This is a genomic window from Streptomyces sp. OZ13, from assembly GCF_052068155.1.
Lineage (GTDB): Bacteria > Actinomycetota > Actinomycetes > Streptomycetales > Streptomycetaceae > Streptomyces.
Genome location: NZ_JBQHCZ010000007.1, coordinates 156,743 through 173,386 on the forward strand (window position 1 = coordinate 156,743; position 16,644 = coordinate 173,386).

General features: G+C 71.0%; 10 protein-coding genes. All 10 read left to right on the top strand.

The features are described from left to right. Positions 1-141: 141 nt before the first annotated feature. Positions 142-729, top strand: coding sequence for a CGNR zinc finger domain-containing protein (locus ACTMTU_RS18660; RefSeq protein WP_441264605.1), 588 nt, complete (start codon positions 142-144; stop codon positions 727-729). Positions 730-996: 267 nt separating this feature from the next. Continuing rightward, on the top strand, positions 997-1,782 hold the full coding sequence (gene nagB / locus ACTMTU_RS18665; RefSeq protein WP_441264606.1) for a glucosamine-6-phosphate deaminase: 786 nt from the start codon (positions 997-999) through the stop codon (positions 1,780-1,782). 738 nt (positions 1,783-2,520) lie between these two features. Beyond that, positions 2,521-4,371: a phage tail sheath family protein gene (locus tag ACTMTU_RS18670; RefSeq protein WP_441264607.1), complete on the top strand. Its 1,851-nt coding sequence runs from the start codon at positions 2,521-2,523 to the stop codon at positions 4,369-4,371. 37 nt (positions 4,372-4,408) lie between these two features. Beyond that, the gene (locus ACTMTU_RS18675; protein WP_159694533.1) at positions 4,409-4,933 is read left to right on the top strand and encodes a phage tail protein; all 525 of its coding nucleotides are present in this window, start codon (positions 4,409-4,411) and stop codon (positions 4,931-4,933) included. Between the two features lie 28 nt (positions 4,934-4,961). Beyond that, positions 4,962-5,726 (top strand): hypothetical protein, encoded by a 765-nt coding sequence (locus ACTMTU_RS18680; RefSeq protein ID WP_441264608.1) that lies wholly within the window; start codon positions 4,962-4,964, stop codon positions 5,724-5,726. After that, positions 5,719-6,435, top strand: a complete 717-nt coding sequence (locus ACTMTU_RS18685; RefSeq protein WP_441264609.1) for a hypothetical protein — start codon at positions 5,719-5,721, stop codon at positions 6,433-6,435. Before ACTMTU_RS18680 ends, ACTMTU_RS18685 begins: the two co-directional genes overlap by 8 nt. A gap of 4 nt (positions 6,436-6,439) precedes the next feature. Further along, positions 6,440-7,321 (top strand): DUF4255 domain-containing protein, encoded by an 882-nt coding sequence (locus ACTMTU_RS18690; RefSeq protein WP_441264610.1) that lies wholly within the window; start codon positions 6,440-6,442, stop codon positions 7,319-7,321. 33 nt (positions 7,322-7,354) lie between these two features. Further along, positions 7,355-9,613, top strand: a complete 2,259-nt coding sequence (locus ACTMTU_RS18695; RefSeq protein WP_441264611.1) for an AAA family ATPase — start codon at positions 7,355-7,357, stop codon at positions 9,611-9,613. After that, positions 9,604-9,888 carry a hypothetical protein gene (locus ACTMTU_RS18700; RefSeq protein ID WP_441264612.1) on the top strand — a complete coding sequence of 95 codons (285 nt, stop codon included), beginning with the start codon at positions 9,604-9,606 and terminating at the stop codon, positions 9,886-9,888. Before ACTMTU_RS18695 ends, ACTMTU_RS18700 begins: the two co-directional genes overlap by 10 nt. Then, positions 9,885-16,640, top strand: coding sequence for an eCIS core domain-containing protein (locus ACTMTU_RS18705; protein WP_441264613.1), 6,756 nt, complete (start codon positions 9,885-9,887; stop codon positions 16,638-16,640). Before ACTMTU_RS18700 ends, ACTMTU_RS18705 begins: the two co-directional genes overlap by 4 nt. Positions 16,641-16,644 lie beyond the last annotated feature (4 nt).

The window sequence follows — 16,644 nt, forward strand, 5'->3', positions numbered from 1 at the left end:
CCGGGCGACTTCCCGGCCTAACCGGTGATACGAACGTTAACGGTTGACTCACAACTTGGTCAACCGTTGAAATGGCTTTCAGGGGTTAGAACACCGTCGATGTGATCGCATGGACCCGACGACACGAAAGGGAAGTCCTCCATGAGCACTGAACCGGGCCGCGGACCGGCGGCGGATCCCCGCCCCCTCACCGGCGAACCCCTGCCACTGGACCTGGTCAACACCGTCTGGATCGACGAAGGGGTCCGCCACGACCTGCTGGAGCGGCCCGGCGGACTGTCCGTCTGGCTGCGGTCCGCCGGCTTCGCCGACACCGTCCCGCCCGACCAGGAGACCCTCGACGCACTCCTGGCGACCCGCCGCGCAGTGACCGCGCTACTGGACGGGAGCGCCGACGCGGAGCAGGCCGCCGACGAGTTGAACGAGATCCTCCGCCACGGCCGGATCCGGCGCCGGCTGGGCGGGACGGGCCCCCTCTCCGTCGTCGAGACCGACTCCCCCGCCTGGCTGGCGGCCTGGACGGCGGCGGAGTCGTACCTGCGCCTCCTCGACGAACACCCCGACCGGATCCGCAAGTGCGCCAACCCCGAGTGCGTACTGCACTTCTACGACATCTCGAAGAACGGCAAGCGCCGATGGTGCTCCATGGCCGGCTGCGGCAACCGGGCGAAGGCCTCCCGCCACTACGCCCGCCACAAGCAGTCCCCGCCGGCCACCACGGACGGATGAGCGACCCGCGCCACGCGCCGCAACGACGACGGACCGTGAGCACCCCGGGCCCAGGGACCGGTGAGCGCTCCGCGTCCCGAAGCGGCCGCCACGGATCGGCGAGCGCCTCCGCCCCATACATACGGCAACGACGGTCGCGGCGACGGCGGCGATCCCGCCCCGTCGCGGACGCCTCGCCGTGTCCACATGCTGTCAGGACAGGACAGGACGCCCCCTCAGCAGGTAGATTGGTCTACACCACTGAGCGCTTCAGAGACAGGGATCTTCGTGGAAGTTGTCATCGTTCCGGATTCCGCCGCGGGCGGCGAGCTCATCGCCGAAGCCATGGCCGACCTGCTGCGACGCAAGCCCGACGCCCTTCTCGGCGTCGCCACGGGGTCGACCCCGCTCCCGATCTACCAGGCCCTCGCGGCCAAGGTCGCGAACAAGGAGGTGGACGCCTCCCGCGCCCGTGTCTGCCAGCTCGACGAATACGTCGGCCTCCCGGCCGGGCACCCGGAGTCCTACCGCTCGGTGGTGCTGCGCGAGGTCGTCGAACCGCTCGGGCTGGACCAGGACTCCTTCATGGGACCCGACGGCTCGGCGGAGGACGTCGCCGCGGCCTGCCTGGCGTACGACCGGGCGCTCGCCGAGGCCGGCGGCGTGGACCTCCAGCTGCTGGGCATCGGCACGGACGGCCACATCGGGTTCAACGAGCCCTGCTCCTCGCTGGCCTCCCGCACCCGCATCAAGACGCTCACACAGCAGACCCGGGTGGACAACGCCCGCTTCTTCGACGGCGACATCGAGCAGGTCCCCCACCACGTCATCACCCAGGGCATCGGCACCATCCTGGAGGCCCGCCACCTGGTGCTGCTCGCCACCGGAGAGGCCAAGGCGGACGCCGTGGCGCTCGCCGTCGAGGGCCCGCTCTCGGCATTGGTGCCCGCCTCCGCACTGCAGTTGCACCCGCACGCCACCGTCGTCGTCGACGAGGCGGCGGCGGCCGGTCTGAAGCTCGCCGACTACTTCCGCGCCACCTACGCGGCCAAGCCTGACTGGCAGGGCATCTGAGCGGTTCGGGCACGGCACAGCGGGCGGCGGCCGGACAGGCCGCCGCCCGCTGTGCGCGTTCACGTCAGCGTCCGCCACTTCGGCGCCGCCGCATCGTGACTCCACCCGGACACGCACGCCGTCGGGCGATGCGGGTACGCACGAGCAGCGGGCCGGAGCCTCATCAGCGGGCCATGTGTCATCACACCCGAGGGCGGGCAGGCGGCTCACCGCACGCACCCGCCAGGCCACCACGAGGTACGCCCGCACCCGTCCGTCCCGGACCGCACATGCAACGACTCGAACGGCACGGTCGAACTTGCTCACGATCGAGTGAAGCGAGGGACCCGTACCCGGCCAACGAACGCAAGACGGCGCGCCGAAGGCGGTTCCCGATCGGCCTGAATCACTCCTCACACGTCCCATTCATGTGAAGTGATCGTGAATTCGTCTCCATATTCGACCCCTCGCGCGCCGCTGACCATGCGATTGCCGACCGACGGACATTCACATGCGCCATCCGCACCACTGACCGAATCGGTCTCTTGACCCGCACTCGAGCGACGAACGAGACTCGCAGTGGCACTCATGCATCAGGAGCCACAGGCGCATGCGCCTGCGAATGGCCCTGCGAGACCGATATCGCACGGGGTGTGCGGCGGGGGAAAACAGCGAAGATGTCGCATGCGTTCTACGCATGCGACCAATTCTTGACCCCCTCTTCCCATCTCTTGGTGCGCGGAAGGGAATGGAGGGGGAATGCCGACGCACATGGGCTATCCCGGCGTATACATCGAGGAACTTCCCAGCAGCGTCCGTACCATCGCCTCGGTCACCACATCGGTGACCGCGTTCGTGGGGCACACCCGCCGGGGCCCGCTCAACCAACCGGTGCGCATCACGAGTTTCGCGGACTTCGAGAGGCGCTTCGGCGGCCTCACCGCCCAGAGCGCCGTCGGCTACGCGGTGCACCAGTTCTTCGGCAACGGCGGCACGGTGGCCGTCGTCGTCCGTGTGGCCAAGGCCGGCACCGGCGAAGAGGCCTGCGTCACGCTCGAATCCACCGAGGGGCGCAGCGAGTGCCCCGTGCTCGAGGTGCACGCGAAGGAACCCGGAGTGTGGGGTTCCGGCCTGCGGGTGGCAGTGGACCACGACACCTCCACGCCGGACAAGACGTTCAACCTGCACGTCCTGGACGCGCGGGGCGACGCGCGGGAGACCTTCACCGGCCTGTCCATGCACGCCGGCCACGGCCGCTTCGCGGAGACCGTCGTGAACGCGGGCTCGTCGCTGGTGCGGGTGAAGGTCCTGGACGAGGACCGGCCCGACCCGTCGGGCACCGTGTCCAAGCCGTTCGCCGCCGACCTGCCGAACCTGAACGTCGAGGTGAAGGTCAAGATCGGTGACGTGGAGCGGGAGTTCACGTTCTACGAGCCCGACCGCGACGGCGAACCGCCGACGGACGTCACCGAACTGGCCCTGCTGCTCGAGCGCAAGCTGCGGGCCCTGCCCGACGCCCCGGGCAAGCACGCCTACGCGGGGGCCGAGGTCACCGCCTTCGGCCGCCGACTCCAGGTCGTCGCCGGCTCGGTGGACCCCGACGACGTCGTCCGTTTCGTCGGCGAGTGCGCCAACGACCTCGGCCTGGAGGCGTCGGTGAACCCGCCGGTCTTCGCGCTGGAGGGCGGCAAGGACGGTGACCCGCCCGGGCCGCGCGACCTCATCGGCAGCGCGGCGGACAAGACGGGCGTACAGGCGCTGCGCGACGTCGACGACGTCAACCTGCTGGCGCTTCCGGAACTCGCGGCCTACGCGTCCACGGAGGACATGGTCACCGTGATCTCCGCGGCGGAGCAACTGTGCCGGGAGCGGCGGATCTTCCTGCTGGTCGACTCGCCGTCGACCTGGGGCAGCGTGAATTCGGCGCGGGCGGGGATCGGCGCGTTCGACTCCGTACGCAGCGACCACGCGGGCCTGTACTTCCCGCATCTGCAGCTCACCGACCCGCTCACCGGCCGGCTCCGGGCCTTCCCGCCGTCCGGCGCGGTCGCCGGTGTCATCGCCCGCACGGACGGCGAACGCGGTGTGTGGAAGGCGCCCGCGGGCACCGAGGCGCGTCTGGCGGGCGTCCGTTCGCTCACCGTCAGGCTCACCGACCGTGAGAACGGTCTGCTGAACCCGCTGGGCGTCAACTGCCTGCGCACCTTCCCCGTCGTGGGCCCGCTGGTGTGGGGCGCCCGGACGCTCAAGGGCGCGGACGCGCTGGACAGCGAGTGGAAGTACGTGCCGGTGCGCCGGCTCGCGCTCCATGTCGAGGAGAGCCTGTACCGCGGGCTGCAGTGGGTCGTGTTCGAGCCGAACGACGAGCAGTTGTGGCAGCAGATCCGGCTCAAGGCGTCGGCGTATCTGAACGATCTGTTCCGCCTGGGCGCGTTCAAGGGCGGCACCCCCCGTGAGGCGTACTTCGTGAAATGCGACAAGGACACCACCACGGACGCCGATATCGAGCGGGGCGTCGTGAATGTCGTGATCGGTATCGCGCCGGTCAGGCCCGCCGAGTTCGTGATCGTCAAGATCCAGCAGATGGCCGGCCAGTTCGACCTCTCATAGTCTCCAGGCCCGAGGAAAAGGAACACAAAGGAAACCGATGGCTGAGTTCCAGGTAAACGCCCATCGTTTTGACCCCTACAAGAATTTCAAGTTCCTGGTCCTGTGGGACGGTCGGACGGTCGCGGGCATCAGCAAGATCAGTCCGCTCAAGCGCACCACAGAGGTGGTCAAGCACCGGCACGGCGGCGATCCCAGTTCGCCGCGGAAGTCCCCGGGCCGCTCCGAGTTCGAGGGCGTCACCCTGGAGCGCGGTGTCACCCACGATCCCGAGTTCGACCGATGGGCCAACAAGGTGTGGCAGGTCGGTGCGGGGCTCGGCTCCGAGGTGTCCCTGCGCGACTTCCGCAAGGACATCATCATCCAGGTCCTCAACGAGGCCGGGCAGGTGGCCGTCTCGCACAAGCTCTACCGGGCCTGGGTGAGCGAGTACCAGGTCCTCGGTGAGCTCGACGCGAACGCGAACGCCGTCGCCATCCAGAGCGTCAAGCTCGAATGCGAGGGCTGGGAGCGGGACTACGAGGTGCCGGAGCCGGTCGAACCGTCCTTCACGCACCCGGCCTGACCGCCGTCCGCGCGCGGAGGGGCGAACGATGAACGGTCCCATCGGGGCGTCGGCCGCGGGGCCGGCCGAGCTGCTGGCCGTCTGGGAGACCGGGCTGGCACAGCACCCGTCCGACCGCTCACTGCTGCTGCACCGGGCCGCGAGGCCCGGGGCCGGTACCGACGAGCTGCTGTCGGTACCGGTCGGGCAGCGGGAGGCGGACCTGCTCGCGCTGCGCCGTGCGCTGTTCGGCGAGCGCATGCAGGTGCGCGTCGAGTGCGGCGCGTGCGGCGAGGAGATGGAGTTCGACCTCGACACCCGGGTGCTGGGCGCCGGGGCCGAACTGCCGCGGGAACCGCTGCGGGTGACGGAGGGCGAGTGGGTGGTCGACTTCCGGCTGCCCACCGTCGCCGATCTCACGGAGGCCGCGACGGCGTCCGGCCCGGCACAGGCCCGCGGCCGGCTCGTGCGGAGCTGCACGGTACGGGCGCTGCGGCACGGGGAACCGGTCGACGCCGACGACCTGCCCGGGCTGCTGCCCGAGCGGGTGGAGCGGCGGATCGCGGAGGCGGCGGCGGAGGCCGACCCTACGGCGGACGTGCGGCTCACCGTCGCCTGCCCCGAATGCGGCGACGCCACCCCGGCCGAGCTGGACATCACCTCCTACCTGTGGACCGAACTCGACACCTGGGCGCGGGACCTGATGCTCGACGTCCACCTGCTCGCCACCGCCTACGGGTGGAGCGAGCCGGAGATCCTGGCGCTCAGCCCGCTGCGGCGTCGCTACTACCTGGAGCTGTGCGCAGATGTCTGACCACTTCGACCGGCTGCTCGCCCGGTACACGCCGCTGGGTGCGGCCGAGCCGGCGCCGGCGCGTGTGCGGCCGCGCCTGCCCGGACCGTTCGAGCGCGTCGAGGCGCTCCGGTACGGTCCGCCGGACCCGGACGAGCCCGCTGCGCTGATCCCGTCTGCCCCGGCGGCACCGGCCGCACCGTCCACGACCGTGCGCCGCGAGCACGAGGTGCGCACCGAGCGTCACACGGTGGTGCGTACCGAGCGGATCCGGCCGGACGACTCCGCGCGGACGGGGCGCACGGCGCCGGAACCGCAACCGCGGCCCGCCGCCACGGAACGGACCCCCGTACGGCCGGTTCCGCAGCAGCCGCCGGCTCGCGCCGGTCGGCGCGGCCGCACCGCCGACGCCCCGGGCACTCCGCCGCCCACCACGGCAGCCGCCGGCCGGCAGCCGTCCGCCGCCGGGCCCGCTCCCGCGGCTGCCACGCCCGTGCCGCGCGGGTCCGACACGGCGGCCGCCCGCGGCGCGGCCCGTGCCTCCGTCGGCCGCCGTGCGCCGAAGCCGGCCGAGCGGGTCGTGCATGTGCAGATCGGCCGGCTGGAGGTCAGCGCCGCTCCGCCGCCCGGCCAGGACCGGCGGCCGGCGGCCCCCGCCGGCCGGGCCGCGCCGGCACTGACGTTGGACGACTATCTGTCACGCGCCTCACGCGGCGGGAAGAGGGACTGACGACATGAGCAACGCACTCGCCGTCGCGACGGTCACCCAGGCACTGAGCCTGCTCATCGCGGACAATCTGGCCCCCGAGATGGACCTCGCCGTCAACGTCGAGACGCGCAAGCCGCCGAACGAGCCGCCCACCGACCCGACCATCACGGTGTTCCTCTACCAGGTGACGCCCAACCCGGCCATGCGCCATGTCGACCTGCCCACCCGCGGCCCGGACGGCACCCTGCGCAAGCGCCCCGCCGCCGCACTGGACCTGCACTATCTGATCAGCGCCTACGGGGAAGAGGCCACGCTCGTCGGCCAGCGGCTCATCGGTTGCGTGATCCGCACGCTCCACGAGATCCCCGTGCTGCCGAAGGACGTCATCGAACTGGCGGCCCAGGCGCCGTACCTCGCGGGCTCCGATCTGGCCGAGTCGACGCAGAAGGTCCGCTTCACGCCGACGGTGATGGACATCGACGAGACGTCGAAGCTGTGGGGGATGCTGCACCAGACCCCGTACGCCCTGTCGGTGGCGTACCAGGCGTCGCTGGTGCTGATCGAGGGCCGTGAGCGGCCGGTGCCGGCGAAGCCGGTGACGGAACGGACCGTACGGGTACTGCCGTTCGGCGCGCCCGGCGCGCCGGTGCCGTCGGGCTCCGGCACACCCTCCGAAGAGACCGGGGAGGCGCCCGACGGGACCGCCGGGCCGGTGGAGACGTCTCGGGCCGGAGCGGGCGTAGAGGCGGCGGCCAAGCGGTCCGTACCGGCACGCGCCCGAAAGGAGCAGCCGGCCGGCGGACGCACGCCGGCGAAGCAGGCGGTCAAGCGGGCGGCGGCGTCGGGCCGTTCCCGTAAGGCGGGCGGACCCGACGAGCCACAGCCGCAGCAGGACGGAAAGAGCTGAGCCGGGGTGTCGCGGACGGGGGCGGGTGAGGACATGGGCACGTACAAGGAGGGCGGCGGCCCCGCCGGGGCGGCGGCCCAGGGCCGCGCGCTGACGTCGGCGATCCGGGCGGTCCTGGCTCGTGTCGACGCGCACGCGGCGCGGGCGGGGCACACGGGCGGCGGCGCCGCGCGGCCGGACACGTCCGCGGCCGTGCCCGGCCGGGATCGAGCCGGCAGGCCCGCACCGGACGGGGCGGACACGGTCCCGGCGGGCGGCGCCCAGAACGACGAGGCCGCGCCGGACGGAGCAGACACGGTCCGTCCGCGCCACGCGGGCAAGGCCCCGGCCACCCGGGCGGAGGCGCCCCCGGCGGGCGGCGCCCAAGGCGTTGAACCCTCCCGTGCGGACGCGGACATGGACCCGGCGAGCGGAGCGGCAGAGGCGCTCGACGGCCCCGGCGACGATCTCGCGCGGCGCGAGGATCACCGTGGCGACGCGTCAACCGCCGACGGGCCCACCGCGCTCGACGCGCTCGTGGCCTGCTTCGGGCTCAGTTCCTTCGAACGCGACATCGTGCTGCTCGCCGCCGCGGCCGAACTCGATCCCACCACCGGTGCCCGGTGCGCGGCGGCATGCGGGGATCCCGAGCGGGCCCACCCCACGTTCTCCTTGGCGCTCGCGGCACTCGACGCGCCGCACTGGAGCGCGCTGACCCCCGTCGCACCGCTGCGTCGGTGGCGGATCGTCGAGCTCGACGACGAGACCCGGCTCACCACCTCCCGGCTCCGCCTCGACGAGCGCATCCTGCACTTCCTCGCGGGCTCCCCCTACCTGGACTCCCGGCTGCACGGGCTGCTGCGCCGCACCTCCGTCCCGGACTCCCTCCCCGCCTCGTACGACCTGGCGGCGAGCCGGGTCGCGGCCGGCTGGGCGGGCGCGGCCCCGGGGGCGCCGCTGCGGGTGGAACTGGTCGGCGGGGACCTGCGCAGCCGCGCGGACATCGCGGCTGCGGCCGCCCGACGTTCCGGGCTCGGCCTGTACGAGATGTCGGCGGCCGACGTCCCGGCCGCGCCGGCCGACCGGGACCGGCTGGCCCGGCTGTGGCAGCGCGAGGCGATCCTGCTGCCCGCCGCCCTGCTGGTGGAGTTCGGCGACCTGGATCGCGAACAGGCGGCCGCCGCCGACGTGTTCATCGAGAGCGCCGCCGTCCCGCTCGTCGTCTCCAGCCTCGAACCGCGGGCGACGGACCGTCCGAGGGGCGAACGCGTCTCCGTGCCCCCGCTCGACGCCGACGAGCAGCTCGGCGTGTGGACCGACGCGTTCGCGTCGGTGCCCGAGGTGCCGGAGGCCGCCCTCCGTGACCTCGTGGCCCAGTTCTCGCTGCCGCCGCACCTTGTGCGTTCGGCCGGTGCGGCCGTCGCGCGCGACCTGCCCGGTGAGGACGAGCTGGACGCGACGGGGCTCGCCTGGCGTGCCGGTCTCACCGAGGCCCGGATGGGCATGGACGAGCTCGGCCGGCGCATCGAACCCAAGGCCGGGTGGGGCGATCTCGTCCTGTCGGAGCGGCAGTTGAAGATCCTGCGGGAGATCGTGGCGCATGTGCGCCGGCGCCCCACCGTGTACCAGGAGTGGGGCTTCGCCCACACCCTGCGGCGGGGTCTCGGCGTCACCGCCCTGTTCGCCGGCGGCTCCGGCACCGGCAAGACCCTGGCCGCCGAGGTGATGGCGAAGGAACTGGGCCTGGACCTGTTCATCATCGATCTGTCCCAGGTGGTCAGCAAATACATCGGCGAGACCGAGAAGAACCTGCGAAAGGTTTTCGACGCCGCCGAACGGGGCGGCGCGCTGCTGCTGTTCGACGAGGCCGACGCGCTGTTCGGAAAGCGCAGCGAGGTCAAGGACAGCCACGACCGGTACGCCAACCTCGAGGTGAGCTATCTGCTGATGCGGATGGAGGCGTACCGGGGTCTCGCGATCCTGACCACGAACATGAAGCAGGCACTGGACACGGCGTTCATGCGCCGCATCCGGTTCGTGGTCGACTTCCCCTTCCCGGGGGAGAGCGAGCGGGCCGAGATCTGGCGGCGGGTGCTGCCCGCGCAAGCCCCGATGAAGGACATCGACCCCGAACTGCTGGCCCGGCTGACCGTGGCCGGCGGTTCCATCCGCAACATCGCACTGTCCGGCGCGTTCCTCGCGGCGGAGGAGGGCGACCGGCTCCGGATGCGCCACATGCTGGAGGCCGCGCGCACCGAATATCTCAAGCTGGACCGCTCCTTGACACCTTCGGAGGTCCACGGATGGGTCTGAACGAGGCGACCGTGCGGGTGGACATCGGCGAGCTGGCGCTCGACGGATTCGGCCGGGGCGTCGACGCCGAGCGTGTCACCGCGGCGTTCCAGGCCGAACTGACCCGGCTCGTACGGGAACGGGGCGTGCCGCTCGCGGCTGACGGCGGCCGTGCGCTGGACGGGCTCGCGGGGCTGCCGCCGCTGCCCGCGACCGCGTCCGCCCGCCGTCTGGGCCAGGAGCTGGCGCGCGCGGTGCACGCCGGCCTGTCGGGCCGTGGCGAGGTGACGTCATGAGCACCTCCCACTCGCAGGAGTCACGGCCGGACCAGGCGGGCAAGCGGCGCAAGCGCAAGGACCGCGCCAAGTCGGGCACTGTGGAGCCGAAGAACATCGTCAGCGGTGCGGGCCAGCCGCTCGACGTGAGCGTGCGCAGGGAGTTGGAGGAGCAGCTCGGCCACGACTTCGGGCGGGTACGGCTGCACACCGACCGGGACGCGGGCGCGCTCACCGAGATGCTGGGCGCCGACGCGGTCGCCGTCGGCCAGGACATCTTCTTCCGCGAAGGCGCCTACCGGCCCGGCACGGTCGACGGACAGCGCCTGCTCGCCCACGAGTTGCTGCACACGGTGCAGAACCCGCACGGTCTCGGCACCCTGCGGGCCGGGCGCGACCTGGGCGCGGTGAGCCTGCCGCAACAGGCGATGGAGCGCGAGGCGGAGTCGGCGGCGCAGAGCCTCGTAGGGGAGGCGGCAGCCACATCGGGCGAGAAGGCCGTACGGCCGGAGGAAGCCGACGTCCGGACCGGCCGGGCGACGCCCGGCTGGCTGCGCTACGCGACCGTGGACGCCGATCGCCGCCGGATGGAGGAGCTGGACCCCGCGACCCTGATCGACCGCGTCGCGAACGGCGTCCTGCGATCCCTGCGCGGCGACCCGGAAGACCGATCGGGCCGGGTCCGGCTGCAACTGGCGCGCCTGGCACCCCAGCTGCAGGAGCTGGTCCTCGACCGACTGGAGATACGGCTGTCGGCACCCGCCCTCGACCGGGTGCTGGACCTCGTCGAGGAGACCGAGGCGGCTGGGCCCTTGCCGCTGGATGCCGCAGTGGCGCCGGTGGCTCTGCCCGGGGCGGGAGAGGAGATCGCGGAGGAGCGCCTGCGCGACCGGTCCGCCGATGAGCGGCCGGATGCCCGCGAACGGCGGGAGGGCGCCGGAGGCGGTCCTGAGGGTCGGCAGGACGAGCCCGGCGCGGGCGACGATGGGCGGCCCGGGACCGCTGGCAAGGAGGGAGCGGCCGGCGACGGGAAGGGCAGCACTCCGCCGGAAGAGGCCGCTTCGCAGGACCAGGAGGAGGCCGGGGCGCGGCAGCAGGACCGGTCCCGGTCCCAGCAGGTGGACAAGGACGCCTCCGTCCGCGAGGACAACAACGCCTCCGCCCAGGAGCAGCAGCAGAAGGCCCAGGATGACGGCGCGCAGAAGGACAAGGCGAGGCAGGACGACCGGGCCGCCGAAGAGGAGCGGGAGGAGGCCGGAGGCCAGGAGGAGGCGCCGCAGGAGCCGGAGCAGCAGGCGGGAGAGCAGCCGGCAGGTGAGGACGAGGCGGCAGCGGTCGCCGGGAACCTGGCTGCCGCCCCGTCGCCCGTCGACAAGAGCGGCGCCGAGCCCGGCGAGAGGTCCCGTACCGGTGATGCCCGGCCGGTCCGGACCACGGGCGATCCGGACAACGAACAGGACGTCGACGACGAACCGTTGGGGCTGGAGGCCGAATCCGAGCAGGACGCGGCAGAAGAACCGGACGCCGGGGCGGCGGAGGGCTCTGGTGCGGCGGACACCGGCGCCGGCCCGACGGGCCCGGAGACCTCCGACGACCCGCGGCTGTTCCAGCGGCGCAAGAGGGGCGCGGGCCGGGTGCCCGGGATCTCGTCCACCGAGAGTGATTCGGAGCCGGAGCCCGTCGAGGAAGCGGCGGAGCCCGACGGCTCCGGGAGCGCCCCCGATCGCACGGACGAGGCGGACTCCGAGAGCCGGACCGCCCAGGAGCTGTCGGACGTCATGCCGGCCGAGCAGGACCTCGGCCCCGAGGGAACGGGCGGGCCGGGTGACAGCGGGCCGCTGCCGGGGCTCACCTCGTCGGAAGCCGTGGAAGGGGACGCCGAGAAGCAACAGGCGGAGCAGCGTTCGGAGGACGCCGAGGCTCTTCGGTGGGACGAGGAGGCTCGCAACGCCGACGGTGCGGAAACCGCTCCCCCGACGGCCGGCGGACCGGTCGGTCCCGAGCGCCTGGCCAAGGCGGACGAGGACGCCCGGACCCAGGACGCCGGTTCGGCCCAGACGTCCGGCAAGAAGGTGGACAGTGGCGGCCAGGCCGTGGGCACCGCGAAGCAGGGTTCTCAGCCCGCCGGAGCCCCGGCGAAGAGCGAGACGGAGCCGAGCGCCGGATCGGACAAGGGGGGCGGAAAGCCCGCCGCCATGGGCGAGGACACAACGGGGGCCGGCGACAGCGGCACCGGCGCCGGCACCCCCGAGGTCAAGCCGGCCCCCGTTCCCGACCACCGGGGCGTCACCGAGGGCAACGGCAACGCCACATCGCCGGGACCGGAGAGCGGACCGGACAAGGTCTCTACACCAGGGTCCGGCTCCGGGTCCGGTCCTGCTCCGCAACTGGCATCGGGCAACGGCCCCTCACCCATGTCCGCCACGGAAGCGAAGACCAACTCACCCAATGCCCAAGGAGGTTCGGGCTCGGGCACGGTGAACGCCGCCCGGTCCAAGCCGTCACGCGGCAAGCGGCAGGCTGCGCGGCAGGTCGCGCGGAACGCGCGGCGAACAGAAGCCCGTGGAGGCGGCGGTCGCTCGTCCGCCGCCCCGGCACGGGGTGGCGGTGCCCGGGCAGGCGCGTCCGCGCCGGCGAAGGCCAAGAAGCAAGCCGCCGCACCTGATGTCTCCAACGCCACGCCCGAGGCGGGACTCGCCACGGCAGCGGGCTTGAAGCCACATCAGATGCTGGACACGCTCAGGGGAGTGAACAGCGCGGTCGGCCGGTCCGTCGACAAGGAGCGCACTGCCCTGCGCAAGGCGCCGCCGAAGGAGCAGCGCCCGTCCGGCTCCCCGCGAACGGTGCCGGGTGGCCCGACGGCGTCGGCGCCGGGAACGTACACCAACGCCAAGGTGGCGCGGACCGAAGCCGCTCCGGGCAGTACACCCGAGATCTCCGGTGAGCAGAAGCCGGAAGGTGACGTTCCGGGCGCGAACGTGCCTGAGCCGAGCTGGTGGGACATCGCCGTCACGATCGGCGCCCAGCTGTTCGGCAAGCTCCTGAAGGAGATCCTGCCGCTCGACGACCTGATCGACTCGATCCTCGGGCTCCCGACGAAGGACGAGGGTCTGCAGAACGCCAAGGTGGGCGACGCTCCCAGGCTCCCGCTCGAGAACGACTCGGACCCTCAACGCACCGACGAGCAGGCCCAGAAGCTGGACGAGCGAAAGACGGAACTGCACCGATCCGGTCGGGCGGACGCGGCTCGCCCGATGGGCGAGGACCAGATCTATCCGGATGTGCCCCAGGAGACGCTGACCGGCAAGGTGCCTGGCGGCAACGGCAGAAACGCCAAGGGTGCCGGTCGCACGATGTCCGGCGGCGGGGTGCCGATCGAGTCCGCCTCAGCGGTGGCCGAGCACGACCGCGGACCGCAGATTCAGGCCGGCTTCGGCGAGGGCCGCCAGAAGATGTCGCAGGAGCGCAAGAACAAGGACGACAAGGCGCGGGACGACCGGCAGAAGCACGACCAGGACCTGAAGCGTGAGGTCGACGCCAGCAGCGAGAAGCAAGCCGAGGCCCGTGACAAGGGTCGCTCCGACATCTCCGACTCGCGCGACAAGTGGCGCAAGGAGCAGGACGACAAGACCTCGGAGATCGACGGAAAGAAGGGCAAGAAGTACGACGAGGTCCGCAAGGACATCAAGGGCAAGGAAGAAGAGACCGACAAGGACGTCGACAAGCGCACCGAGGACGACAACAAGAAGATCGCGGACGAGCAGTCCAACGCCGAAAAGGAAGCGGAGAAGAAGCAGGAGGAGGGCAAGGACGACGCCGACAACTGGCTCGAAGACGCCATCGAGAAGCTGAAACAGTTCTTCGAGGATCTCAAGAACGCCATCAAGAGCGTCTTCGAGAAGGCGCGGCAGATCGTCACCGACCTCATCGACAAGTTCAAGCAGCAGGTCTTCAAACTCATCGACGACGCGCGCAATTGGGTGATCGACAAGATCAACAAATTCGCCGATGTGTTGATCGCTCTGGGTGACGAACTTCTCGCCGACTACCCGGCGATGCGCGACAAGTGGCGCAACACCATCGATGGTGCGCGCGACTGGGCCGTCGAGAAGGTCAACCAGTTCGCGGACGGGCTGAAGGAAGTCGCGGGGAAACTGCTCGACGGCCTGTGCGGGGCGCTACTGGCCGGGCTCGATGTCCTGGAGACGGGCATGCTGGCAGCCGTCGAGGTCGCCGAGACCGCTGCCGTCGGGGCGCTGGAGTTCGGTGCCGCCGTGGTGGAGGGCCTGGGCGAGTGGGCGGCCATCTTCAACGACATCGTCTCCGACCCGGGCGACTGGATCAGCAAGGCGGGGGCCGCCGCGAACTCCGGTGCCAGGGACCACCTCTTCAACGAGGTAACGAGCGCGGTCAAGGCATGGTTCAACCAGAAGGTCCAAGAGATCATCGGTATCCCGATGGACCAGTTCCAGGAACTGATCTCCGGCGGAGTGACCGTCGAACAGATGGCTCAGATGGCGTGGGACGAGGCGCTGCCCCAACTCCCGGTCATCATCGGTGTGCTCGTGGTGGAGAAGGTCGTCGCGAAGCTGATTCCCGGTGCCGGGTGGGTCATGGCGATCATCGACGCCCTGAAGACCGCGTGGGGCGCGCTCAGCGAGATCCTCGCTGCCTTCGGCCTGTTCATGGACTTCCTGAAGTCGGTCAAGAGCGGCAATGGTGCCCAGCCCTTCGCGAAGGCGGTGGCCGCGGGTGTGGTCGCGCTGCTGGAGTTGATCTACGAGTTCCTGATCGAAGGCGTCGGGAAGTTCATGGGCAAGGTGGCCGAGAAGCTCGGTGACATGCTGAAGAACATCCGCAAGAAGAAGGACAAGCCGGACGGTTCCGACGCCCCGCCGCCGGACGCGCCGAGCAAGCCGAAGGACGACGAGTCCAAGGGTGACGACCGCACCACGCCCGACAAGTCCTCCGACAAGCCGGGCGACAAGGACACGGACACCCCGACGACGCGCAAGCCACCGCCGGACAAGACGTCCCGCCCGCCGGCCCGGCCGCGCCCCGGCAAGCGTTCGTCACCGGAGAAGAAGCCCTCGCACACGACCCGGCCGAAGAGGCGTCGGGACGACGACGAGCGGCGTGAGGAGGGGCGCGAGGTCAACGCGGCTCGAAAGCGGATACGGGACGGGGAGCGGCGCTCCACCCGTGACGACAAGGACGACAGCCCTTCGCGCCGCGGCCCGGCCCGCGACACCCTCCGCCCCGACCGCCGCAAGGACGACGACCGCCCCCGTGACCCGGACAAGGACCGCGACAGGGACCGCGACGGTGACCGCGACAAGGACAGGAAGCGGGACAAGGACCGCGACAGGGACAGGAAGCGGGACAAGGACCGCCGCCGCGCCCGGCGCGCCCGCCAGACCGTCAAGTCGGCCCGCAGCAGGGCGCGTCGCGCGGCGGACAGGCTCCGCGGCAAGGCCCGCCGCAAGCTCGGCAACCGCCTGAACGACCGGCTGCGCCGCCTCAAGGACCTGTGGCGGCGCCGGCGGGACCGGAGGCGGGACGACGACCGCTCGCGCACCCCGGGCAGGAACCGCCGGGACAGGCGGGACGACGGGACCGAGTCGGTCGACCTGCCGGACGTGCCGTTCGCGGACGCCGACGACGGGGAGCGGCACGTGCTGAGGTTCCACGGTCGCGGCACGGACGCAGGTCTTTACGTTCACAGCATTCCGGAAGAGGTCACCAAATTCATTGCCGAATGGCGAGAGGACATCGCGAAGCAGGAGCCGTCGACCGAGCGGGACAACCAAGAGCTGTATCTCAAGGCCGCCGTGAGTAAGTACAACCGCGCCACGAGAATTCAGAAGGGAATTCCGGCGAAGGTGAAGAAGGCGGACCGGGACAAGTACAAGTCCCGCCGTCGGGCCCTGAGGAAGCAGATGGTGAAGCTGGCCAACGCGGCGAGGCTGCGGGAGTACAACGACATCCCCGACCCCAAATGGCCGGACTTCGATGTCGCCAAGCCTGGTCGCGGGAGTGCGGGACACTTCTCCGAGTACCTCGGGACCTCGGCGAAGACGGTGTTCGGTGGACCGGGCCAGGATGCCTCCATGGCGAAGAAGGGGCAGCCGCCGGGTTGGGACTACATCACGAAGAACGGTCTGAGTGAGAATTCCGCCTGGGTGAGGATGCATCTCCTGCCGGAGCGGCTCGGCGGCAAGGCCACCGGCAACAACCTCGTGCCCGCACGCGGTCCGCAGACCAATATCCCGTTCCGGCAGAACATCGAGGATCAGGCCTACGGCGCCATCCCCAAGCAGCAGAAGATCATCTGGTACAAGACGGAGGCCCGGTTCGGGTACTCGCGTACCAAGGACTTCGCCGACTTCCCCAGCTATATCCATGCCGCGTACGGCGGATACGAGAAGGTTCGCGGTACCGGGAAGAAGCGGAGCGATTGGACCCGGAAAGGCACGGAGAAACAGTATGCCCGGCACGTTGAGCCCCCTGACAAGGACGAAGGGGGGACCCTCTTCATCAACATGGCTGGTGCGACGACCATCGCCGGCATGCTCGAATGCTCCGAGAGGCTCGCCGGGCACGTCATTGACGCACGTGAAGACGCAGGGAAGTTCAAGACCCTACTTGGAATCGGGCCGGTTCTCCGGACCTGGAAGGGAAGGCGGGGGGCCGACTTCATGCCCGGCTTGCCGGACATGCTCGACAAGCTTGATGACCTGATCGCGCAGGATAAGGTCAAACTGACGGTGTGAGGAA